Origin of the sequence: Streptomyces parvus, assembly GCF_014648875.1 — a bacterium.
GTDB lineage: Bacteria > Actinomycetota > Actinomycetes > Streptomycetales > Streptomycetaceae > Streptomyces > Streptomyces parvus.
This window is the reverse complement of sequence record NZ_BMRY01000003.1, coordinates 463,257-484,218: the sequence shown is the minus strand read 5'-3', so window position 1 is coordinate 484,218 and position 20,962 is coordinate 463,257. Positions and strand designations below refer to the sequence as shown.

General features: G+C 70.1%; 24 protein-coding genes and 1 pseudogene. 14 read left to right on the top strand and 11 right to left on the bottom strand.

The window, feature by feature from the left end; all coding sequences use genetic code 11:
* Positions 1-2 precede the first annotated feature (2 nt).
* A complete protein-coding gene (locus IE140_RS12515; RefSeq protein WP_150196336.1) occupies positions 3-374 on the top strand; it encodes a DUF6193 family natural product biosynthesis protein in 372 nt (123 codons plus the stop codon).
* A gap of 939 nt (positions 375-1,313) precedes the next feature.
* Here the strand turns inward: IE140_RS12515 and IE140_RS12510 are convergent.
* The 4 genes from IE140_RS12510 to IE140_RS12495 form a co-directional block, all read right to left on the bottom strand.
* Positions 1,314-2,285: a CU044_5270 family protein gene (locus IE140_RS12510; protein WP_150196335.1), complete on the bottom strand. Its 972-nt coding sequence runs from the start codon at positions 2,283-2,285 to the stop codon at positions 1,314-1,316.
* Positions 2,278-2,910 carry an RNA polymerase sigma factor gene (locus IE140_RS12505; protein ID WP_150196334.1) on the bottom strand — a complete coding sequence of 211 codons (633 nt, stop codon included), beginning with the start codon at positions 2,908-2,910 and terminating at the stop codon, positions 2,278-2,280. The genes IE140_RS12510 and IE140_RS12505 overlap by 8 nt, the downstream gene beginning before the upstream one ends.
* A gap of 715 nt (positions 2,911-3,625) precedes the next feature.
* Positions 3,626-4,744 carry a fatty acid desaturase family protein gene (locus IE140_RS12500; protein ID WP_093438569.1) on the bottom strand — a complete coding sequence of 373 codons (1,119 nt, stop codon included), beginning with the start codon at positions 4,742-4,744 and terminating at the stop codon, positions 3,626-3,628.
* 7 nt (positions 4,745-4,751) lie between these two features.
* Positions 4,752-5,807 (bottom strand): ferredoxin reductase, encoded by a 1,056-nt coding sequence (locus IE140_RS12495; protein ID WP_229826759.1) that lies wholly within the window; start codon positions 5,805-5,807, stop codon positions 4,752-4,754.
* 87 nt (positions 5,808-5,894) lie between these two features.
* Between IE140_RS12495 and IE140_RS12490 the strand changes: the two genes are divergently transcribed.
* Positions 5,895-7,034: a PucR family transcriptional regulator gene (locus tag IE140_RS12490; protein WP_150196333.1), complete on the top strand. Its 1,140-nt coding sequence runs from the start codon at positions 5,895-5,897 to the stop codon at positions 7,032-7,034.
* Between the two features lie 144 nt (positions 7,035-7,178).
* Positions 7,179-7,517 carry a thioredoxin family protein gene (locus IE140_RS12485; RefSeq protein ID WP_150196332.1) on the top strand — a complete coding sequence of 113 codons (339 nt, stop codon included), beginning with the start codon at positions 7,179-7,181 and terminating at the stop codon, positions 7,515-7,517.
* A 151-nt stretch (positions 7,518-7,668) separates the two neighbouring features.
* Here the strand turns inward: IE140_RS12485 and IE140_RS12480 are convergent, their stop codons facing one another.
* Complete coding sequence (locus tag IE140_RS12480) at positions 7,669-7,908, bottom strand: hypothetical protein (protein ID WP_229826758.1); 240 nt, start codon at positions 7,906-7,908, stop codon at positions 7,669-7,671.
* Between the two features lie 13 nt (positions 7,909-7,921).
* A pseudogene (locus tag IE140_RS12475) lies at positions 7,922-8,108 on the bottom strand (IS5/IS1182 family transposase); the annotation flags it as partial.
* 47 nt (positions 8,109-8,155) lie between these two features.
* On the opposite strand from IE140_RS12475, the gene IE140_RS12470 reads away from it, so the two are divergent.
* The gene (locus IE140_RS12470; RefSeq protein ID WP_093438556.1) at positions 8,156-8,488 is read left to right on the top strand and encodes a DUF6221 family protein; all 333 of its coding nucleotides are present in this window, start codon (positions 8,156-8,158) and stop codon (positions 8,486-8,488) included.
* Positions 8,489-8,519: 31 nt separating this feature from the next.
* On the opposite strand, the gene IE140_RS12465 is transcribed toward IE140_RS12470, so the two are convergent.
* Both IE140_RS12465 and IE140_RS12460 read right to left on the bottom strand, forming a co-directional pair.
* Complete coding sequence (locus tag IE140_RS12465) at positions 8,520-9,146, bottom strand: hypothetical protein (RefSeq protein WP_308438371.1); 627 nt, start codon at positions 9,144-9,146, stop codon at positions 8,520-8,522.
* A 166-nt stretch (positions 9,147-9,312) separates the two neighbouring features.
* Complete coding sequence (locus IE140_RS12460; RefSeq protein WP_150196331.1) at positions 9,313-11,724, bottom strand: PA14 domain-containing protein; 2,412 nt, start codon at positions 11,722-11,724, stop codon at positions 9,313-9,315.
* A gap of 407 nt (positions 11,725-12,131) precedes the next feature.
* On the opposite strand from IE140_RS12460, the gene IE140_RS35930 reads away from it, so the two are divergent.
* The 8 genes from IE140_RS35930 to IE140_RS12425 all read left to right on the top strand — a co-directional run bounded on the left by IE140_RS35930 (position 12,132) and on the right by IE140_RS12425 (position 16,199).
* Entirely contained in the window at positions 12,132-12,515 is a 384-nt protein-coding gene (locus IE140_RS35930) for a DUF6193 family natural product biosynthesis protein (protein WP_150196330.1), read from the top strand.
* 132 nt (positions 12,516-12,647) lie between these two features.
* Entirely contained in the window at positions 12,648-13,085 is a 438-nt protein-coding gene (locus IE140_RS12455) for a hypothetical protein (protein WP_093438546.1), read from the top strand.
* Positions 13,086-13,360: 275 nt separating this feature from the next.
* Positions 13,361-13,789 (top strand): hypothetical protein, encoded by a 429-nt coding sequence (locus IE140_RS12450; RefSeq protein ID WP_229826757.1) that lies wholly within the window; start codon positions 13,361-13,363, stop codon positions 13,787-13,789.
* Positions 13,790-13,838: 49 nt separating this feature from the next.
* The gene (locus IE140_RS12445) at positions 13,839-13,979 is read left to right on the top strand and encodes a hypothetical protein (RefSeq protein ID WP_162600189.1); all 141 of its coding nucleotides are present in this window, start codon (positions 13,839-13,841) and stop codon (positions 13,977-13,979) included.
* A gap of 11 nt (positions 13,980-13,990) precedes the next feature.
* Positions 13,991-14,761 carry a hypothetical protein gene (locus IE140_RS12440; protein ID WP_150197522.1) on the top strand — a complete coding sequence of 257 codons (771 nt, stop codon included), beginning with the start codon at positions 13,991-13,993 and terminating at the stop codon, positions 14,759-14,761.
* A 37-nt stretch (positions 14,762-14,798) separates the two neighbouring features.
* Positions 14,799-15,401, top strand: coding sequence for a hypothetical protein (locus IE140_RS12435; protein ID WP_150197521.1), 603 nt, complete (start codon positions 14,799-14,801; stop codon positions 15,399-15,401).
* Positions 15,398-15,688 carry a DUF6243 family protein gene (locus IE140_RS12430; RefSeq protein ID WP_150197520.1) on the top strand — a complete coding sequence of 97 codons (291 nt, stop codon included), beginning with the start codon at positions 15,398-15,400 and terminating at the stop codon, positions 15,686-15,688. Before IE140_RS12435 ends, IE140_RS12430 begins: the two co-directional genes overlap by 4 nt.
* Positions 15,689-15,695: 7 nt before the next feature.
* Positions 15,696-16,199, top strand: coding sequence for a hypothetical protein (locus IE140_RS12425; RefSeq protein WP_189460369.1), 504 nt, complete (start codon positions 15,696-15,698; stop codon positions 16,197-16,199).
* Here IE140_RS12425 and IE140_RS12420 read toward each other — a convergent pair.
* Positions 16,172-16,600, bottom strand: a complete 429-nt coding sequence (locus IE140_RS12420; RefSeq protein ID WP_032776714.1) for a hypothetical protein — start codon at positions 16,598-16,600, stop codon at positions 16,172-16,174. The genes IE140_RS12425 and IE140_RS12420 overlap by 28 nt on opposite strands.
* A gap of 203 nt (positions 16,601-16,803) precedes the next feature.
* Positions 16,804-17,019 carry a DUF4287 domain-containing protein gene (locus IE140_RS12415; protein WP_032767094.1) on the bottom strand — a complete coding sequence of 72 codons (216 nt, stop codon included), beginning with the start codon at positions 17,017-17,019 and terminating at the stop codon, positions 16,804-16,806.
* A gap of 241 nt (positions 17,020-17,260) precedes the next feature.
* On the opposite strand from IE140_RS12415, the gene IE140_RS12410 reads away from it, so the two are divergent.
* Together IE140_RS12410 and IE140_RS12405 are read left to right on the top strand one after the other, a co-directional pair.
* Entirely contained in the window at positions 17,261-18,460 is a 1,200-nt protein-coding gene (locus tag IE140_RS12410; RefSeq protein WP_150197519.1) for a hypothetical protein, read from the top strand.
* A gap of 296 nt (positions 18,461-18,756) precedes the next feature.
* Positions 18,757-19,869: an NADH:flavin oxidoreductase gene (locus IE140_RS12405; protein ID WP_150197527.1), complete on the top strand. Its 1,113-nt coding sequence runs from the start codon at positions 18,757-18,759 to the stop codon at positions 19,867-19,869.
* A gap of 21 nt (positions 19,870-19,890) precedes the next feature.
* Here IE140_RS12405 and IE140_RS12400 read toward each other — a convergent pair whose 3' ends face one another.
* The gene (locus tag IE140_RS12400) at positions 19,891-20,895 is read right to left on the bottom strand and encodes a D-alanyl-D-alanine carboxypeptidase family protein (protein ID WP_229826756.1); all 1,005 of its coding nucleotides are present in this window, start codon (positions 20,893-20,895) and stop codon (positions 19,891-19,893) included.
* Positions 20,896-20,962 lie beyond the last annotated feature (67 nt).

The window sequence follows — 20,962 nt, the reverse complement described above, 5'->3', positions numbered from 1 at the left end:
TCATGGCGAGCAACGAAAAATCCCGAAGCGCGGCAGATATCGTGGCAGCAGAGTGGTCCGATATCCTGTCCTACGACAGGGACCTCATCAATCCGGCCGTTCCCCGAGCTGCTTACCAGCACCCGTCGTTGCGCGAGCTCTGGCCCATGGTCAGCCACGGCGTCCTGTATCTGAGCCGGTGCACCCGGTGGCCCTGGACGAACGATGTCGGTACGGCCTACCCGCTGGTCGAGGGTGGATACCGAGTGCGTCGCAAGTCCGACAAGTCCCTCCTCGGCGTCGTTGACACCGTCGAAGAGGCCTACGCGTTGATCGCCGCCAGTCTTCCCGACGATTGCGGGCCTGCCATCGACGGAACCCCTGACGATCTGTGATTACACCGTCGGAAGCAAGGATGCATCCCTATGCGCGGCTAATCTCGTGGCGGTATCGTAATTCCAGAACATGCCCGCCGAAGGCAGTGACCTGAGTATGAGCGCCCGTGCGGAACTGATCACGGCCGAAGACCAGTACTTCCGGGGGATCGGCGCCGATGCCTCGCTTCCCGCACTGCATGACCATCCGACCTCTACAAGCCCCGGCGGCCCCCACATCGTGGACCTGGCCAGTGGACGCGGCGGCTCATCTACACCTTCATGCAGCGCCACGCCGGTCCTCAGATCATCGTCACCGAAGCCTTCTGGGCCTGACGTCTACGCCACCCGTGGCGTCAGCAGCACAGGTGCCTCCCGTTCCGATATCCGTCACCCGCTCCAGCACAGAACCTCAGACTGACGCCCCACGGTCGACGTGCCCCATCCGTGCCCAGCAGAGCGGACAACAGCGGTCAGATACGGCACTCAGAGACAAGGGCCCATCCACCTGCCGGCTGCAAAACCCCAGCTCAAACCCCTCCTGGCAGCCAAAGCACCGCTGATTCCCAAGCTCGGAGCGCGAGTTCGATTCTCGTCACCCGCTCCACGACTGAGGCCCAGGTCATCGACCCGGGCCTTGTTTGTTGTCTGGACCTGTCTTGGCGCTCCTCCCTGACTGAAGTGCCGTCCGGACCGCGTGCTCGACCGGCCGCGATCGGACTGCGAGGCCCCCGGGGTGTCAGAACCCGGGGGCAGGGTCCGGTGCGGACCGCGCCGTATGGGTGCGCGGGTGAGGTCCGGGTCTCCTGGAGTACGGATGGGCCCTGGTGCGGTGCCGGCCCTGCCCCCGGTGCCGATTTCCGCGTCGCGGATCCCGACGCCCGAGTGCGAGACCGCCGGAGCGGTCAGTAAGTGATCAGCGCCCGGCGGCCCTGTGGGCCCCCGCCCCGTGGCAGGGGGCTACGGTCGCTGCCTCAACCGGTCGACGATCCCCCACTCAACTACATGCGACAGCTGGACGTATGTCTCCTTCCCCGAAGCCGAGGTCCGCTCGTCGCGGAAGCCCAGGAACTCGTACGACACCGGGTCGAAGATCAGGTACTTGCTCTTGTAGGACCCGCGCCCGGTATGGGCAATCCCCACGCCGGCCCGCCCCGCGGAGTCCTTCACACCCGGGATCGTCTTGACGCCGGGCACATGGGCCAGAGCCTCGTATGCCGCGGGGCGCAGTCCCTGGGGCAGTACCGGATTCTTCAGGAGCTCGCCGAGCAGCCAGTAGGCCTCGTATCGATTGGGTTCGTCGAGGTCGCTGATCGACCGGCCGTCGGGGCGGGAGCCGGAGGAGAGGATGGCCAGGACGAGCCTTTCAGGGTCGTGGGGCAGCTTCTTCAGCTCGCTCCACTTCCTGGGCGGCCACACCCCGTTGCCCTTTCCTGCGGGCTCCTCCCACATCTCGCGGCCCAGCTCCATGGACAGGGAGGGCTTGGAGACACCCACCGAGTCCCACATCTCGTCGGTGTAGGTCTGCACCTTGCCGGTCTTCTGCTCCGTCTCCTTGATGATCCGCTTCGAGTAGAGGAACTGGTCGTCGCGCGGCGCCACCGGCTCCCTCTCCCGCTCTCGCTCCCACGCCGCCGCCCCGTTCAGCACCGTGACGGCGGCGTACTCCAACCGCGGGGTCCTCGCGCCCGGTGCACCGCCCTCGCCGGAGCCGTCCGTGCCGATCAGCACGGCCGTCCCCGTGACCGCCGTGGCGACCACGGCGGCCGCCGCGAAACGCAGTGCATGGCGGCGACTGAGGCCGGAGCCGGTGCGCTCGTCCGCGCGGGCCATCGCGTTGAGCAGCCGATGCCGGGCCCGGGACTTGGCCGTTCCGGTGAACGGGGCCGCGTCCGCGTCCCACTCCCTCAAGAGTTCGAGTTCGTCATTCATGGTCGGATACCTCTCGCAGTGCCGTCGGGTTTGATCCGCCCAATGCTTCGCGCAGCTTGCCGCGAGCCCGGTGCAGCCGTGATCGGACCGTGCCGACGGGGATGCCCAGGGCCTGGGCGGTCTCCTCGTAGCTGAGATCGCCCCAGGCGACCAGCAGCAGCACGTCCCGGTGGCGAGCGGGCAGCGCGGCAAGCGCCGCAGCCAGCTCGCGGCGTACGGCCCGCGCCATCACCCGGTCCGCGGCACGGTCGGCCAGAGGCTCGTCGTGGTCGGTGAGGGCCGGGACCCGGGCCATGGCCTTGAACCGGCGGGCCTCGGCCCGCCGGTGCCGACTGATCAGGTTCGTCGCTATGCCGAACAGCCAGGGCTGGGCGTCGGTGCCAGTGCCGCGGGCCGGGTCGTAGCGATGGCGCTGCTGGAATGCGGTGGTGAAGGTCTCCGCCACGACGTCATCGGCGACCTCGTTGCCAAGACGGCGGGCCGTGTAGCGGTGCACGGCGTCGGAGTGCCGGTCGAAGAGCGCGGCAAACACCTCGGGCTCATCCCGGGACCGCGCGATCACTGAGGCGTCGCTCTCTGCATCGGCACACGCGGTGCCGATGCGGGCACCTGGTCCGATGGCCATCGGGGCTCCTCTCGTCCCAGGGACGATGCTCGACTACGGGGGCTTTCACCGGTCCTTCGCCCCTCGCGCCGAAGCGGTTCCCTCAGCTCCTCCGCAACACCGTGGTCTGCGGCCCCCACCCATGCCGTGCGTCCGCCTCACCGACGGCCGGACGGTCATCACCTCCACCCCATCCGCAAACCGGAAGGCCCGCTGACACGGCAAGTGCGCTGCCATTGCACTGCTTCTCTGCCTACCGCCGCCGGGCCGCCCTGTTCCCGTGCGCCGGACTGGAATCTCGCGGAGGCCGGTATCGGGATCCCCACCACGGTGGTTCACCCGGGTGACTGCTGGGCCCGGGGTCGGTCACTGGTGACGGTCAGTGCGGAGCGCGCCCGTGCTGGGCCGGCCGGTGGATGGCTCACAGCGCCCAGGCTGCTGCGTGAACCTCACCGATCTGCACCGAGAACCCCGATCGCATGGAGGGCATTGCTGCTGTGCGCGTCGGCCTGGAACAACACGGGCAGCAGGTCAGGCCGGACGCGCTCAGCACGGGTGCACGCCAGGCCACTCGGCCCACGCCCGGCCGTGCCCCATCCGTGCTCAGCCGAGCGGACAACAGCGGTCAGGTACAGCCCCCAGAGACCAGGTAGCCCCAGCTCTCTCGCAGGAAAGTACAGGTCAGAGCCGTTCCGAAGGCTCAAGCACTGCCGCTTGAGGTGGTGTGGCCGGGGAGTCAGGCTGCGATGAGGTCCTTCTCGCGGTCCGGTGTTCCGGTCCTGGGCCGCTTGTTCGGCAGTGCGAGCCGGAAGACCTTGTGCCACGCGGAGAACACCTGCTTGGGCAGCGGGCCGGTGACGTACTCCAGCTCGTACTTCTCGAACAGCGCGCGCACCTTCACCGCGACCTCGGCGTACCGGTTGCTCGGCAGGTCCGGGAACAGGTGGTGCTCGATCTGGTGCGACAGGTTGCCCGTCATGAAGTGCATGGCCTTGCTGCCGCTGATGTTCGCCGAGCCCATCATCTGGCGCAGGTACCACTGGCCGCGTGTCTCGCCCGTGATCGACCGGCGCTCGAAGACCTGCACGCCCTCGGGGAAGTGCCCGCACATGATCACCGAGTGGGTCCAGAGGTTGCGGACCAGGTTCGCGGTGAACGTGGCGGCGAGTGTGGTGAGGAACGAGGGGCCCGAGAGCAGCGGGTGGATCACGTAGTCCTTGAGCACCTGCTTGCGGATCTTGCGGCCGACGGCCTTGGCCCGCGCGCGGAACTCCGGGTTCTTGCGGCGGCGCTTGTGGAGGTTCTTGCCGAGCTCCAGGTCGTACGCGGCGATGCCGTACTCGAAGAAGCAGGCGTTGAGGAAGTTCCACAGCGGCTGGCCGAGGTGGAAGGGGTGCCACTTCTGGTCCTCGTCGACGCGCATGATGCCGTAGCCGAGGTCGTTGTCCTTGCCGATCACGTTGGTGTACGTGTGGTGCAGCTCGTTGTGCGAGTGCTTCCACTGGTCGGACGGCGAGACATGATCCCACTCCCAGGTGGTGGAGTGGATCTTCGGGTCGCGCATCCAGTCCCACTGGCCGTGCAGGACGTTGTGGCCGATCTCCATGTTGTCCATGATCTTCGCCACGGACAGCCCGGCGGTGCCGATCAGCCACGCGGGCGGGAAGATCGAGAACAGCAGCACGCCCCTGCTGACCAGTTCCAGCTTGCGCTGCGCCGAGATGACCCGCCGGATGTAGGCGGCGTCCTTCTCGCCGCGGTCGGCGATCACCTCGTCGCGGATGGCGTCCAGCTCGCGGCCCAGTTCCTCGATCTGCTCCGCGGTCAGGTGAGCGGTGGGGTCGATGGCGGTCACGGTGCTCCTACCGTTCGATGTCGCAGGGGCCCGCCGCGGCGGACACACAGGTCTGGATGAGGACGCCCGGCTCGGCCTCGGTGACCTCGCCGGTACGCAGGTCGCGGACAGCGCCCGCCTTGAGCGGCGTGACGCACCCGAAGCAGATGCCCATACGGCAGCCGGAGGGCATGAGCACGCCGGCTTCCTCGCCGATGTCCAGCAGCGGCGTGGCGCCGTCCGCGGCCACGGTCCTGCCGGTGGTACTGAACGTGACCTCGCCGCCCTCGCCCGCGACGACGATGCCGGGGCGGAAGCGTTCGGTGTGCAGGCGTGCCTGGACGCCCCGCGCGGTCCAGTGTTCTTCGGCGGCGTCGAGCAGGCCCGCGGGCCCGCAGGCCCAGGTCTCGCGCTCGGCCCAGTCGGGCACGAGCTCGTCGAGACGGGCGATGTCGAGCATGCCGTCCGTGTCGGTGTGCACCTCGGTGAGCCGCAGTCTCTTGTCCGCGACCAGGCCGTGCAGCTCGTTGCGGAAGATCACGTCTTGCGGCTGTGGCGCGCAGTGGACCATGACGACGTCGTCGAACTCGGTGTCGCGCAGCATGCCCATCACGGGCGTGATGCCGCTGCCGGCCGTCAGGTAGAGCACCTTGGCGGGCTTGGCCCGCGGCAGGACGAAGTCACCGGTCGCCTGGTCGAGCTGGATCAGCGTGCCCGGTTTCGCCCTGCGGACCAGGTGATTGCTGACCTTGCCGTCCGGGATCGCCTTCACGGTGATCGTGATGCGGCCGTCCTGGCGGTTCGTCGGCGAGGTGATGGAGTAGGCGCGCCACAGGCGCACCCCGTCGACGTCGACCCCGACCCGCACGTACTGACCGGCTGTGTGGCCGTGCCACGCCCGTCCCGGCCTGATCACGACCGTCGCGGCGTCGCTCGTCTCGGGGTGCACGGCCTCGATGCGCCCACGCAGGTCAGCGCCCGTACGGAGCGGGCTGACCAGGTCGAGGTAGTCCGACGGCAGCAGCGGCGTCGTGACCATCTCCAGCAGTTTCCACGCCCTGCCGCGGAGGGCTGTACTCGTCATGCCCTCAGCTTGCTGCGCCTCCAGGCGTAAAGTCCTGACCGCAGGACGTGAATCTGGTCGGATGAATTGTTCGCAGGGAACAAAAAAATGAGCTATGCGATCCGGAGGGCCAGCGAGCTGGCCCTGGATGAGAAGACGGTCACAGCCCTTCGCACCGCACTGAGGGCCACCGCCGACGAAGTCGTCCAGGCGATCATCGACGAGGTTCCTCCGTACGCCCGTGCCTTGTCGGGCCGCATGGGCGCCACCATCCGCAGAGCCGTCCGCACCGCCCTGGGGCACTACCTGGACCTCGCGAGCGGGAACGCCACGGGCGGCGACGCCGGGGACGCCGCCTACGAGCTGGGCCGCGGCGAGGTGCGCGACGGCCGTTCCATGGACGCCCTGCTCAGCGCCTACCGCGTCGGCGCCCGGGTCGCCTGGCGGTGTCTGGCAGCGGGTGCCGTACCCGCGGGTCTGCCCGCCGCCGAGGTCGCGAAGTTCGCCGAGCTGACCTTCGCGTACATCGACGAGCTCTCCGCCGCGAGCGCCGCGGGCCACGCCGACGAACTCGCCGCCCGGGGCAGAGCCCACGAGCGCCACCTGGAACACCTGGCCCGCGACCTCCTCGCCGGCGCGAGCCCGGACGTGCTGCTGGCCTCCGGCCAACGGGCCAGGTGGCAGCCTCCGGTCTCGCTGACCGCCGTCCTGCTGCCCGCCGCCCAGGCCCGGCCCGCCTACCGGACACTCGACCCGAGCACCCTCGTCCTCGACGATCTGCCGGATGCCACCGGTGTGCTCCTCGTCCCCGATGCCGACCGATCACGTCTCCTACGGCAGCTGACCGACCGCGCCGCCGTGGTCGGCCCGGCCCGGCCGTGGATCCGCGCGTCCGCCTCGTACGCACGAGCCCTGCGCGCACGCGCCCTCTCCTCCGACATTCGCGACACCGAGGACCACCTGCCCGACCTGGTGCTCAGTGCCGACGCGGACGCGTTCGCAGACCTGCGCGCCCGAGCCCTCGCACCGTTGCGGACCCTGTCCGCCGCAACCGCACGACGGCTGGAGGAGACGTTGCGGGCGTGGCTGCTGCACCAGGGCAGGCGGGACGAGGTCGCGGCGGCGTTGTTCGTCCATCCCCAGACGGTCCGATACCGGATGTCGCAGCTGCGGGAGCTGTTTCCCGATCTCGCCTCACCACACCGGGTCCTTGAACTGACGCTGGCGGTCGGTCTCCGGGTCAGCTGACACGTCACCCGTTACCCGCCTGCCTGCGGCGGCCCGGACCTCCCTCCCGGCAGCCGGCCGGCCGGACGACCGGCCAGGGGCCCACCTGGCACACCGCGCGAGGGATGATGGGTCGGAGTACGAAACGTGAGGTCAGGAGCTCCCATGGCAAAGCTGGTTCACCGACCTCGCGAGGACGCGGAGTTCGACTTCATCCTCGGGAGAAGCAAGGTTCCGGTCCTTGCCTACTTCACCGGGGCATGGCCCAAGGCAATCGAGCCCTGCCGGGTGATGGATGTCGTCATGGGCCACATCGCCGCCGCCTGCACCGGCCGCCTGACCGTCGTCCGTACCGACATCACGCGTTGCCCGGCGGCAACCGAGCGATACGGGATCACCGGAGCCCCGTCCAGCCTCCTGCTGAAGGAGGGAGCGGCGGTGGCACACGGCACGGGGCCCATGACCATCGATGAGGTACGGCAGTTCCTGGACGGTCACCTCTGAGCGGCCGCTGCGGCACCGCGGTCCACCCTTTCGACGTTCTGAACGGAACTGGCCCTCACGTCGGTCGTCGGTCGTCGGTCGTCGGTCGTCGGAGTCACGGTGGCCGTCGGCTGAACCGGACACCGTGACGTCGCGCGTCGAGCGCGTCAGGTCAGAGTTTCCTGCGCCCAGCGGGCCACGCCACCGAGCCTGGAGGCCGCCACCTCGATATCGCCGGTTCGGCCTCCCGCCGTATCCGCTGGACGAGCCTGTCCCATCCGGCACGATCCTCATCAGTGAGGTTCATGGGCTTGAGGTCGGCATCCGGGTCGTAAGCGGAGTTGATCTCCTCCAGCGTCTCGTCAAAAGTGCGTTCCGGAAGCACCCGCAAAAACATGATGGTGTAGGTCACTGTCCGCAGCCTACGTGCGCCAGTGAACAGCAACCAGCAATATCCGGTCCTCCAGCGGCAGGCTCCGCGGCCGGCCCTTGCGCGCCGATTCCGCACCCTCGCACCGCACAACCGTCACCAGCATCCCGAAACTTCCTTGGTCTCAGCCCGGTGAAATCAACTGTCCAGGACAGCTCCGACGCCGTGACCACACCGACCACAGCAAGAAATCGTTTCACGGTGTCGGCAGAACATCGAGAATGCTTCTATGACTGAAGAATTGGTGAAGTTCCTCAAGGCCCGGCTGGATGAGGAGGCCGACTTGGCCCGGCGCTGCGACGGTGACGGATGCGGTGAGTGGTCTGCCCACGGTGACACGGTCGACTTCTGCCAGGTCGACCTCCCTGGCTTCCATCCCACGATCGCCCAGCACGTGGCTCTGCACGATCCGGCCCGCGTCCTGCGTGAGATAGAGGCCAAGCGGCGCATCCTGGCCCGCCACGCCCACGACCCCTGGCCACACCCCGACGTACAGGACCTCGCTTTCCCCTACATCGACCACCCCGACTTCCCCGCGCCGGCCAAAAACAGCGCAGCATAGTGCACGCGTGCTCGGTGGGTCAGGAAACTGGTCATGGTGAGGACGCCAGGTCCAGGGCCCGTGCCAGGGCGGCAGTGACGGGGGCAGCGTGTGCCGGCAGGTGCTGTTCGGCCCAGGCTCCGGCGAGGCCGAGGAAGTCCCGTATGTCCTGATGGGCGTTGGTGACGAGCCTGCGCACCTGGTCGGCGGGCAGCTCGGTCACCGGGCTGCCGTCCGTCCCGTAGGCGTCGTGCGTCAGCCGGACGATGTCGCCGACGCGTTCGGCCGTCGAGAAGGGATCGTGGCCGAAGTGGGCGTGGCCGGTGCCGTCGAGCACGTCCAGCCAGTCCCGCCAGGTCTCCAGGCCGTTGCAGCAGCCCGGCTCGACGAAGACGGTGCCGGTGGTGGTGTCCGTCACCCGGAAGCCACCGGCGGCGAACAGGTCGGGCATGGTCAACAGCCCGTGCAGGAAGGTGCCGAGCGGGTCGGTCGGGCACGGGCCGTGCTCCTCCTCCGGCTCGAAGTCGTTGCAGTCGGCGATCCGCATGACGGCTGTGCCGACCTCCGCCGGAGTCAGCTTCCCGTTCAGCACGAGGTGGCCGTACGACTCGTGTTCGCCGACCGGCCAGAGCGCGAAGTCGTCGGCAGCGAGAATCTCCAGAACGGGCTGCATCACCATCACAGGGGGATGATGCCGGACCCACCGCTCCACCACCACGGGCTTTCAGCCGCTGCCCGGGACGTGGAGCCGGACCGCTGCCTGCGCGGTCTCGCCGTGAGCTCCGCGAGGGAGGGGACCGAAACAGCCCTCGGTCCCCTCCCTGTTGCCTGCGTCCCCCGCCCGGTCAGAGCCAGGAGTTCCAGATCCCGTACGCCGTCGATCGCGTCGCGGCCTCCGCGCCCGACGCGTCGAGCCGTACGACGCGGTAGTAGTACAGGCCGAGCAGGTCCTCGTGCACCGCCATGTCCATGTAGTACGCCGCGCCGCCCGTCGCGCCCTCCGCCAGGGTCGTGTAGGAGGCGGTGGCGGGGTCCCAGCGCTCCACACGGTAGCTCGTGAAGCGGGAGCAGTCTCCGAGGCCGGAGCTTTCGGAGCAGCCGACGTACAACTCCGGGTACTGGCCCTCGCGGACGTCGGTCTCCGTCCAGCCCGGCGGGCGGGTGTCGGGCAGGGTGACCGAGACCTCGGCGGGGTGGAGGACGTCGAGTGGGTTGTCGTCGTGCAGGAGGCGGTCGTCCGTGGCCGCCACCTTGTAGACGTGGGTGGCGCCGTCGGCGACCGTCGGGCAGAGGATCTCGGTGTCGGCCAGGGAGCTGCCGAACCAGCAGTTCTCCTTCCAGACCGTCTCACCGCTGTCCGGGTCGGTGACGCCCTGCCATACGTGGTAGCCGCGGACGTCGGTGTCGGCCGGCGGCGTCCAGGTCAGCCGGACGCCGAGCGGGATCCGTTCCGCGGTCAGGTTCTCGACCGGGGCGGGGCGCCGGGTGTCCGGGGTGGTCGCCCTGGCGGGCGGGCCGGGCCGCGATGCCTTTCCGTAGCGGTCGGTCGTCACGACTCGGTATTCGTACGTTGTCTCCGACTCTCCCCGGACGTCCCAGCAGCTGCCGTTGACCTGCCTGCGGGCGGACAGCGGAGCGTCGTCGTCCGCCCAGGTCCAGTACGTGTCCGGCGCGGTCAACGGCTGGTCGACCGAGGTGAACGGCTTGCACTGGTCGACGACGGTGGTCTCGCCGGTCGCGGTGTCGGTTCGGATGATCTCGTAGGCCGGGAGGGGGCGTCCGTCGACGGTCCACGGGTCGACGCTGCTCCACGCGACGATCACCCCCTCGTCGAACCTGGTGGCGGTGGTCTTGAACGCGGGTATCGCCTCCGGCCGGTCGGCCATCTTGACGGTGATCTCCACCGGCGCGGCGGCGTTGCCCTTGGCGTCCGCCGCGCGCACCGCGTACCGGTAGCTGTCGGCGACGGCGGACGACTGGCGCGGCACCACGTCGGTCTCGGTGGCGGGGGTCCCCGCAGGGCGCGCGTCGACGTAGCCGCCGGTCGCCGGGTCGTACTGGAGGACCTGGTACGAAGCGGCGCCGGTGACGGGCGACCACACCAGATGCGGTACGCCCGACCGGTACTCGGCCCGGAGCCCCGTGACGGCGGCGGGCGGGGTCAGGTCGGGGGTGGTGAACGTGGTGGCGGCCGAGTACGCCGACCAGTTCCCGGCGGCGTCCCGGGCTCGGCCCCGGTAGGTGACCTTGCTGCCGTCGGCCCGGTAACCGGTGTCGCAGATCGCGCCCTTGGTACCGGAGTAGACCGTGCTCCAGCTCTTCGTCGCGGCGTCGAGCCGCTGCATCTCGTACCGGACGATGTCGGCGGCGTTCTTCGCGGTGGTGACCAGCTGCGGCGCCGCGTAGGGCTGGTCGGCCGGGCAGGAGTCCCATTCGACGAAGGGCGCGGCGGGCGGTGTCCTGTCGATCGTGGTGACGGGCTTGTCGGAGCTGCCGCCGGAGACACGGCCAGCCTTGTCGACGGCCCGCACCTCGTAGTAGTAGGCGGCGCCCGTCCGGGGGAGCGTGGTGTCGGTGTACGACGTGCCGGTCGTCGTCGCGAGCGGCTTGCTTCCGTACGACGTGCCCTTCAGCCGCCGGTAGACCCGGTAGTTCGCCAGGTCCATCTCCTTGTTCCTGGTCCAGGCGAACTTGGCCGCGCCGGTGGCGGAGTTGTAGGAGACGGCCGCGCCCGTCGGGGCCAGGGGCTTGACCTTGTCGTGGGCGGCGGAGGTGCGCGGCGTGTAGGCGAACGTGACGTTCGCGGCGCCCGTCCAGTTGACGTAGTCGAAGCGGAGCGTGTGCTTGCCCTTGGGGATCGTCACGTTGACCGTCTTCCTGACGGTGGCGGAGCCGTTCTTCCAGACGTCGATCTTGCGGACACCGTCGAGGTAGACCCGCATACCGTCCCGGGCGGAGGCCGTGAACGTGAAGGGGCCACCGGAGCCGAAGTCACGCGTCACCGACCAGCGCACACCGAAGTTGTTCGACGGCAGGCCGGAGGCGGGCGTGCCCGTGCCCCAGTTCTGGTTGATCGCGGAATCGCAGTCCGTTTTCTTCGGCGTACCCGCGAACGTCGTGTTCGCGAAGAACTGCCGTTTGAAGACGGGGGAGGTGCAGTTCACCGCTGCGGAGGCGGGTACGGCGGTGGCGTAGAGCAGCCCGCCTGCCGTGGCCAGGACCAAGGCGGTGACGGTCGTGCGTCTGGCTGGGTTCATCAAGTCCTTCAGTCCTGTTCGGCGACCGATGCCGATCACCGGTGCCGGTCAACGGGCGTCGGTCAACGGGCGTCGTCGACCGGTGTCGTCGACCGGTGTCGATCAGACGTCGCCGAACAAGACAGACAAGAGGGTCGATCGGTTGTACGGGCCACCGCCGTGACAGTTCAGGCGCTGGAGGACGGTCTTTGAAGCGGCCCCAGTAACCCATCCCCGTGCTGCGCTCCCTGCGGCAGTGGCGCGGTGAGCCACCGAACCGCTGCGAGCCGGTTGAGGGCTTCCGCCGGGGTGAAGCTCCGCATACGCGTTGATCGCCGCCGGCCTTCCCGACGGCTGCGGGACGGCCATCGACGGAACCCCTGGCGATCTCCCGTCGTGCGCCGGGCTGGGCAGGGAGGCTCAAGCGAATGGCAGCGGAGAACGGTGCCGGCACCCCCGGCTCCGTCATCAGGGAGTGGCAGAGCGTCCTGGCCGAGCCGTCCGGCGTGATCGATCCGGCCCTTGCACGGGCCGCCCATGCGAATCCGAGACTCCGTTCCCTCTTTCCGCTCATCAGTCATGGCTCTCTTCAGCTCAGTCGCTGCACACGGCCCCCGTGGTCCCGGGACGTGCCCTCCCTCCTCAGGCGGCGCGACGGGCGCTTCTGCGTCATACGCCTGTGGGAGACGGGCGAGTCCGGACGCCGGGACGTAGGCGTGGCCGACACCGCGCCGGAGGCTGTCGCGCTCCTTTCGGCGGCCCTGCCCGAAGACTGGGGGCCTGCCATCGAGGGAGCGGCCGACAAGCTGTGACGGCGTACGGCCCCCGCCCCTCACCGCCGCCGATGTGAGGTCGCCGGAACCATTGGTTCCCGTCGTGCGTGGTGTCCTAGCGTGCGCAGCAGTGAAGGGTGAGTAACAGCTCACGTACGGGGAGGGCTTCCAGTGGGTGACGGGGCGGCGCTGGCGGATCGGATAGCCGAGCGGCGGGCCGGGGTCGGGGATCCCGGGGCTCTCGTGGGGGAGCTGCGGCGGGCGCTCGTGCTCGTGCCGTACGACCGGGGCGGCTTGTGGACCGCCGAATTCGGGGGGATCCGGTGGGTGTGCGGGTTCACCGATGAGGCCGCCCTGGCCCGGTTCGCCGAGGAGCGGGCCTTGGTGGAGGGGGCCGGGGATGCGTCGCGGAGCTGGGAGTACGCCGTGTTTCGCGGGGCCCGGTTGCTCGACGAGGTCATTCCGGCGATGGGCGTGCCGGCCGGGGTCGCCGTGAACGTCGCCGATCCGGACGGGGCCATGCTGTTCCCGCCGGTCGTGGGGATCGTGCCGGACGGTGTCGCCGTCGACGCCGATGCCGACGTTCCGGGCGGGGGGCGGCGGCTGTGAGCGGTACGGGGGCCGAGGACCTCAACGGGGCAGCTCCACTTCCAGGACCAGAGCAACAAGAGTGCGAAGTACCAGTACGACTTCGAGACAGGGAAATTCGAAGGGCTTCCACGCGGCATCGAGAAAGCTGTTGGAAGTAATCCGGGATTCACCGCAGGGATCAGAAAGGGGCTCGCCGCGCTCGGCGAGGGATAGGCATGCGAAGCAACGCTCGGCTGCGAGAGATCTTGCGGGCGACAGACGTCACCGACCTGAGCGATCGGGACATTCCCCCTATGTTTCGTGAGGTCGTGGAGCGCGGGTGGTCCGTCACCGCCTCCGGTGGGCGCGTGCTGACCGATCTCCGTCCGGAAACGCCTGGCACCTACTTCGACAGGCTCGCGGAGGAGACAGCGATCAACGGGAGGGGGATGACCGATTACGACCTCCCGGCCGCGCCTCACGAGCGCACGCCCCTCCTCGTCCGGCGGTGCCTGGCGTACATGTGCGCCTGCCTCCGGAAGGCACAGGAGGAGTTCCGTGACACTCAGGTGAAGGCGTACGTCTCCCTCTCCTTCGCCGATACCGAGGAGGCCCTCCTCACCTCGAACGTCACCTTCTGCACCTCCCTTCCCGACGTCCGGCCCTACATCCCGGACCTGGAGGCTGTTACGGACGCGGCCGTCGCGGAGATCTCGCTGGAGGACTGCCCGGCTTGGTCTTGAGGGGGCCCTTCAACGGGAAAGCGCCGCGGATTCCGAAGCTCAGAGCACGATGTCGCTTCTCGTCACCCGCTCCACGACTGAGGCCCCGGTCATCGACCCGGGCCTGCCGGTGACCCACGACGATATTGTGAACGGCAACATTCCGGACAGCAGGGGCGGCACGATGGCGCCCGCCGATCAGATCCGGTGAGGGGCTCGCCTGTGGAAATCGCTCTGGACACGCTGCGCGCCGTGGTGACGGACACGCCGCTCGCCTCCACTCCGCGCCTCGCCCTCGACATCCCCCAGCTGATCGTGGGGGAGTTCGCCGACCGGGCGGGATTCGAGCGGCTGCTCCCCAGCACCTTCGGAAGCCGGGAGTGGCTGGGTTCGGAGACGGACGACCTGCTGTTCGACGACACCAGCCGCGAACTGGTCGCCGCAGGGCTCTATCTGCCCCCCGCGTCCGCCCCGGCGGAGGCCGGCATCGGCTTGCCCGCCGAGCCCCGGGTGGTCCGGGGCGGGCTCCGCGCACAGGAGAAGCGAGATGTGACTCTCGCGCAGACGACGGTGCTGCACTGCGACCCCGAAGCGAGGGAACTGGTCTGCCTGCGGGACCCCGGGGTCGTCGGCGTCGGCGCTCCGCTCGACGCCCGGATCGGTATCGCCCCCGGCCTGGCGCTCCTGGTGCGGGCCGGGGAGGTCGTCGGCTGGAGCCTGACCGACCCCGCCCGGTACCTGACCACCGGGTACGCCGACGCGGATACGGCACCGCCGGCGCCGGCCACCGGGCTGCGGCTGGCCGAGTGCCTGGCCCTCATCACGCGCCCCCTGATCGACGAGGTCATGGACCAGGAACCGTCGGCATGGCACCGGCTCCGTACGACCGAGCGTGCCCTGCGCGAACAGGGTGACCGGGGCGAGGACCCGGTCAGGGCGGCGGCCCTCCACCAGCTGGTGGCGCGCCTGATCGAGGACTACGAGAACTGGTGAGCGGCATGCGTGGCCCCGGGAAGGGCACCCCTCCCGGATGATGCACACCGGCGACAGCCTGGCCGCCGAGCTCCTTCGTCTCCGGCAGTGCCGGCCTGTCCCGCAGCACCGGCATGTCCCGCAGCGCCCGGGTGCGGATGCCGCGCCCCCCGTCCTCTCCCTCTTCGTCATCGATGTCTCCGGGGACACCGCGGCGTATGTGGAACGCCTGCGGTCCGTGCTCGCGCCTGCCGTACGGCTGGGCTGCACGGCGGACTTCGAGCAGGAGAGCCTGCCGGTCGACGAGATCCCGGGGTGGTTCGCCGAGGTGTGTTCGGGGCCCGGGTCCGGGGGCGGGGGTGAGGAGCGGGCACCGCGGTTCGCCCGGGCGGGCCGCGAGGCGTACGCGGACCACACCGGGGGCGGCGGACCGTGGGATCTCCAGGACTGGCTGTACCGCTTCGACCAGGACGAGGACTCCCGGGGCTGGGAGTGGTGGGACGCCACGGTGGCCGGACCGTCCCGCGTCCATGTCCGGGTGGACAGTTGGGGGGAGTCCTTCTTCGGATGCCAGGATCTGCTCTGGGCCGTTTTCACGGCGGGCGCGGTGCGCGTCGAGGGGCCCATGGTTCAGATCACCTCATCCCGGGAGAAACCATGACCGACAGCAAGAACATCAACAATCCCGTGGGCATGGGCGGAGGCCAGCGCAAGCGCCAGTCCCGCGCCGAGCGGCAGAACAACGGGCCGCACCGCAACCTCGACCGCAAGAACGCGGCCGACCAGAAGGCGGAGCTGGTGCGCAAGATGCGGGAGAAGACGGGTGCGAGCGGGGGTGTCGGGCAGACGGACACGCCCGAGGGGTCTGGACAGGCCGGCGCAACGGAGGGTGCCGGGCAGGCGGGCACGGCGGAGGGCGCCGGGCAGACGGACACCGCCGCCGGCTGAAGGACCCGTGGTCCACGCATTCGCGTTCCGCTTTCGGGGCCCGGCGGGCGGGCTCGCGGTGAATCTGCGGGCCGACACCGCTCCGCTCGACGGCGGGATCCCGCCGCACAGCATGCAGATCCACGGGAAGATCTGGCTCGCCCTGCCGGCATCCGGGCTGCACTGGAAGGACGCCGCGTGGCTGGCGTTCGGGGTATCCCTCAACGCCCGCGCCCTGAGCGAGCTCGCACCCGACGGTGTCCTCATTCGCACGTCCTCGCTCGGCTACCCGCTGAGTGACTATCGGTCCGAGGCCGCGGCCTTGGCCATGGACGGGTGGCTCCATGAGCGGTTCGGTCTGGAGAGCTCGGGTGCCGCCGTCACGTACGACGCTTCACGGGGCGGGTTCGTCTTCTCCTGGGGTGTGACGGCCGACCCCTTCACCGGGACAGACCCGGGCCGGGACAGACCCGGATCCGGCCCGGCCCGACCCGGTCGGGCGCGTCAGCCGTGCAGTGCCGCGTTGCTGTAGACGTACAGGCCGATCACCCCGACGACGCAGATGACGATCACCCACGAGCCGAACCCGGTGTGCCGCCCCCTGCCCTTGCGGCGCGCGGTCTTTCCCGCTCGGCGGGCCCTGCCGGAACCGGGCGCCGCGCCGCCCCGCGGGGCCCGCTCCGCGTCGGACGCCGCCTCGGCCAGCAGGCGTCGGCAGGCTGCGGCGAGTACGTCCGTACCGGCGGAGAGGTGCACCACGGCCTCCGAGCGTGCCGGGGCGGTGGTGCCGCCGTCCAGGATGCGCCCGGCGCGTACGAGGATCTCGTCCCGGCCGCCCGCCGGGGCGAGGCTGATCCAGCGCCGTACGTGTTCGCCCCGGATCACCATCCCCCCGGACCGCTCCCGGTACACGGTGTGCTCACGCCACAGCACGCCCGCCAATTCCGTAGCGGTGTCGCGCAGTTGTGCCCCCACGATCCCTCCCCCTCCGCCTCCCGGCGAATCGAACAAGCATCGCACTCTACTGGCGCGTGCAGATTCTGTGTCCGTCCGGGGGTGGTTGGATCGCGGAGCTTCGCTCAACGCACGGGGAAGCCGAAGGAGTAGCCCTGCTCCTTTCCCGTGGGACGGCCGTGTCAGCCGGTGCTGTCCTCCGCGAGCGTGTGCGCCACCAGGGCGTTGGCGTGCCCGTGACCCAGGCCGTGTTCGGACTTGAGCCAGCCGACCAACTCCATGTGCTTCGTCAGCGGGGAGGTACGGATGAGGTCCTTCCACTCGGCGACCGGGCGGCCGTACTTCTTCTCGATCGAGGGGAAGTAGCTGGCAGGGCCCTTCACAGCGTTGTCGGTCATGGTCTGTCCCGTCTGTGGTTCGGATGTGGAGCGGATGTGGAGCGGATGCGGTTCCGATGGTGTCGCACTTATGACCGGCGCCGGGCGGTGAAGTCATCGGTGTGCGGCTGTCGGTCAGGTCACAACTCGGTCTCGTCGGCGGCCCCGTGATCCGCCGTCCGCGAGACCCGGGCGGTCAGGCCTCGGGGCCGTTGATCACACTGGTACGGACGTGACATACGGGCGAGCGGGGGATGCGGAAGTGGAGTTGAGCGCGGGTAATCGGACGGGGACCCGGCTGGAGGACCGGGTGAAGGACTGGTCCTCCCGGCACCGCAGGTGGCTGGTGGCCGGGCTCTGGGCGCTGGTCGTCCTGCTGATCGTCGGCTACTCCGTACGGGAACCGGTGAGGGACTGGTGGGTGGCGCGCGAGGCGTGCGGGGGCCAACTGCCCTCCGGGGAACTGGAGATCGTGCGGACGGACCTGCGGCTCGGGGAGACGGAGGAGTCCTTCGACGCCGAGAACGGCACGTACAGCTGTGTGTTGAGGGACGAGAACGGCCAGGTCGTGGTCGCCGTCGACGCCTACCCGGAGGGACGCGAGCGGGACCAGGAACTCGGGCTGGCCGGAACCTCCCGCCCACCGCACGCCGTGCTGCCGGGCGGACTGCCCGGCTTCGAGGACGAGAACAGCCTCGTCTACCTGATGCCCGAATGCCCGCGCGCCGGCCGGACCCCGGCGGAACAGCACAGACTCCTCGTGGGCACCTGGACGTACTTCGCCCACAGCCCCGCGGAGAAGGCGGCCATGCTGCGGCTCGCCGTCCACATGACGAACGTCGTGACCGGGAAGCTCGGCTGCGGCGGCGAGCCGTTGCCCGCCCCGGCGGACGGCGCGGTGCCGGACGAGGGGACGTACGTGCCCCGCGCCGGGGCGAAGGGCACCGCCTGCGACGCACTCGCCACCACGCGCGTCCCGGCGGCGGGGCGCGACGGCGAAGTCCGCATCGCCATCGCCGACGGCGGGATCGTCGGCCGGTGCACCCTGCGTGCCACGGAGACGTACGAGGACGCACGGGAGGGCGCGGCGATCATCGAGCTGACCGCCTGGCGCGGCGACTGGGGCCCGCGGGTCAGGGAGATGGGCTCGGGCCCCGATCCCCTGCCGATGGGCCGGGGCATCACCCGGAGGCCCGCCCTCACCGAACACCGGGCGTGGGCCGTCGCCAGGTGCGACGGGGACGACGTCGGCTTCGCCGCGCACTGGGGTCAGGACTACCCCGACCGGCACCGGGAACCGGGCACGAAGTACGTGCCGCCGACCGAGGCCGAGCAGTACGAGCAGCGCGTGCTGCTGCGCACGTACGTGTCCGCGTTCGCCGCGGATCAGGTACGGCGCGGGGCCTGCACGGACCTGAAACTGCCGGAGAAACCGGAGAAGCCGGAGAAGCCGGCGGCCTGAGTCGGGGCGGGTGTGAGGCCGCCTGAGTCGGGGCGGGTGTGAGTCGCCTGCGCAGGGCCCCGGAAGGCACCGAAAGGACCGAAAGACACCGGAGGCGCACTCCGTTCTTTGCCCACTCTTTACTGCCGTCGCGGCCGATGCCGGGATGTCCACGCCGCCCGAGCGTGTTGGCCCCGGGTGGACACCCCGGCTACGGACAGGACATCGACGTGACAGACACGACGACGGCAGACGCGACGACGGCAGACGCGGCGGGCTCGGCAGGCGCGACGGGCTCGGCAGGCACGGCAGACTTCGTGAGCGCCGCCGACCGTGCCGCGAGCGCCCTCTCCCGGCCGTTCTCGGTGCGCGGGCTCACCGCCCGTAACCGGATCGCCATGGCGCCCATGACCCGGCAGTTCTCCCCGGACGGCGTTCCGGGGCAGGACGTGGCGGACTACTACACCCGCCGCGCCGCCGCCGACGTCGGACTGATCATCACCGAGGGCACCTACGTCGACCACGAGTCCGCCGGGACCAGCGACCGGGTTCCCCGCTTCCACGGCGAGGCCGCGCTCGCGGGCTGGGGACACGTGGCGGACTCCGTGCACCGGGCGGGCGGCGCGATCATCCCGCAACTGTGGCACGTGGGCATCACCCGCACCGAAGGCGCCGGGCCCGTCCCGGACGCCGAGCCGGTCGGGCCCTCGGGGATCTCCCTGAGCGGCGAGCCCAAGGGCCGCGCCATGACGCAGAAGGACCTCGACGACGTCATCGCCGCCTTCGCCGACGCGGCGGCCGCCGCCGAGCGCCTCGGCTTCGACGGCGCCGAACTACATGGCGCCCACGGTTACTTGATCGACCAGTTCCTGTGGTCCGGCAGCAACCGGCGGACCGACGCCTACGGCGGGGACCTGGTCGCCCGCACCCGGTTCGCGGCCGAGATCGTGGCCGCCTGCCGTGCCGCCGTGTCCGACGCCTTCCCCCTCTTCTTCCGGATGTCCCAGTGGAAGGCGGACGCGTACGAGGCGAAGCTCGCCGAGACCCCGCAGGAGCTGGACGCCCTGCTCACCCCGCTGGCCGAAGCCGGTGTCGACGTCTTCCACGCGTCCACCCGCCGCTACTGGCTGCCGGAGTTCGAGGACTCCGACCTGAACCTGGCCGGATGGGTGAAGAAGATCAGCGGCCGGCCGACCCTCACCGTCGGATCGGTCGGCCTGGACGGCGACTTCTTCAGCGCCTTCCAGGGCAACGACTCCAGCGTCACCGGCATCGAACAGCTGCTGGACCGGATGGAGCGCGACGAGTTCGACATGGTCGCCGTCGGACGGGCTCTGATCGCCGATCCCGCGTGGGCGGCGAAGACCCTGCGCGGGCGCACCGAGGACATCACGCCGTTCGCCGCGGAGATGCTGAAGACCCTGCACTGACGACCGGCAGGGCCTCTACCGCTACGCCCTGTTCGCCGTCGTCGGAAGCTCCGCCCGGAGCGCGGCGATCAGGGCGCGGCTCGCCTCGTGGGCGGCGGCACTGCCCTCGGCGGGGGTCGTGCCGGCCCGCTGGTGCAGCACGACCCCGAGGACCAGACGGTCGGCCCCGGCGACCTTCTGCCGCGTGGCCCAGACGAGGTTGCCGCCCGCCGGGGTGGACGAGCCCGTCTTCAGGCCGATGACCCCGTCGTGGCCGAGCAGCTTGTTGGTGTTGCGGAAGGTCACCCCGGTGCCCGGGGCCGTGACGGAGGCGGTCGCCACGATCTGCCGGAAGGCCGGGTCCTTCATCACGGCGCGGGCCAGGGCCAGTTGGTCGGCCGCCGTGCTCCGCGTACTCGTCTCCATGCCGCTCACCCCGGTGTACGTGGTGGCGCGCATACCGAGCCCGGCGGCGGTCCGGTTCATCTTCGCGACGAACGCCTTCTCGTCACCCGCGTCCCAACGGGCCAGCAGCCGGGCCACGTTGTTGCCCGACGGCACCATCATCAGCTCCAGCAGCCGGCGTTGGGTGTACTCCCGCCCGGCGAGCACGGGAGCGGTCGTCTCGACGGAGGAGTACGACTCGTCGGCCGCCCGCTGATCGGCGACCACGGTCGCGCCGGGGGCATCGGCCCGCATCGGGTGGTCCTTGAGGATCACATAGGCCGTCATGACCTTGGTGACGCTGGCGATCGGAACCGGCTTCTGCTCGCCCCGGGTGCCGAGGCTGCCGATCCCCTCCACCGCCACGCTCGCCTGCCCCTCGCGCGGCCACGGCAGATGCAGCGACCGGGCGAGCGGCGCCACCCCCTCCCCCGGGCCGCCGTCGCCGCCCGGCCCGTTCATGGACCCGCCGCTGCCGCCGACCGCGTACCACCCTCCCGTCCCGGCGGCGAGCACCACGGCGGCCGTCAGCGGTACGAGGACCGAGCGGCGAAAGCGCACACCGCTCCCGGCGGAAGGGGTGACAGTGGGGGCTGCGGGCATGGGTTCCTCCAGGTGGACCGGTGCGGTTTCCCGTACCGGTGTCACCTTCGAGGAGTCGTTCTTCCGG

Excerpts from the sequence above, each read along its gene's own strand:
- IE140_RS12515 (WP_150196336.1), top strand. The coding sequence starts at position 3 with ATGGCGAGCAACGAAAAATCCCGAAGCGCGGCAGATATCGTGGCAGCA.
- IE140_RS12510 (WP_150196335.1), bottom strand. The coding sequence starts at position 2,285 with ATGAATGACGAACTCGAACTCTTGAGGGAGTGGGACGCGGACGCGGCC.
- IE140_RS12505 (WP_150196334.1), bottom strand. The coding sequence starts at position 2,910 with ATGGCCATCGGACCAGGTGCCCGCATCGGCACCGCGTGTGCCGATGCA.
- IE140_RS12495 (WP_229826759.1), bottom strand. The coding sequence starts at position 5,807 with ATGACGAGTACAGCCCTCCGCGGCAGGGCGTGGAAACTGCTGGAGATG.
- IE140_RS12490 (WP_150196333.1), top strand. The coding sequence starts at position 5,895 with ATGAGCTATGCGATCCGGAGGGCCAGCGAGCTGGCCCTGGATGAGAAG.
- IE140_RS12485 (WP_150196332.1), top strand. The coding sequence starts at position 7,179 with ATGGCAAAGCTGGTTCACCGACCTCGCGAGGACGCGGAGTTCGACTTC.
- IE140_RS12470 (WP_093438556.1), top strand. The coding sequence starts at position 8,156 with ATGACTGAAGAATTGGTGAAGTTCCTCAAGGCCCGGCTGGATGAGGAG.
- IE140_RS12465 (WP_308438371.1), bottom strand. The coding sequence starts at position 9,146 with ATGGTGATGCAGCCCGTTCTGGAGATTCTCGCTGCCGACGACTTCGCG.
- IE140_RS12460 (WP_150196331.1), bottom strand. The coding sequence starts at position 11,724 with ATGAACCCAGCCAGACGCACGACCGTCACCGCCTTGGTCCTGGCCACG.
- IE140_RS35930 (WP_150196330.1), top strand. The coding sequence starts at position 12,132 with ATGGCAGCGGAGAACGGTGCCGGCACCCCCGGCTCCGTCATCAGGGAG.
- IE140_RS12450 (WP_229826757.1), top strand. The coding sequence starts at position 13,361 with ATGTTTCGTGAGGTCGTGGAGCGCGGGTGGTCCGTCACCGCCTCCGGT.
- IE140_RS12445 (WP_162600189.1), top strand. The coding sequence starts at position 13,839 with ATGTCGCTTCTCGTCACCCGCTCCACGACTGAGGCCCCGGTCATCGAC.
- IE140_RS12435 (WP_150197521.1), top strand. The coding sequence starts at position 14,799 with ATGATGCACACCGGCGACAGCCTGGCCGCCGAGCTCCTTCGTCTCCGG.
- IE140_RS12430 (WP_150197520.1), top strand. The coding sequence starts at position 15,398 with ATGACCGACAGCAAGAACATCAACAATCCCGTGGGCATGGGCGGAGGC.
- IE140_RS12415 (WP_032767094.1), bottom strand. The coding sequence starts at position 17,019 with ATGACCGACAACGCTGTGAAGGGCCCTGCCAGCTACTTCCCCTCGATC.
- IE140_RS12400 (WP_229826756.1), bottom strand. The coding sequence starts at position 20,895 with ATGCCCGCAGCCCCCACTGTCACCCCTTCCGCCGGGAGCGGTGTGCGC.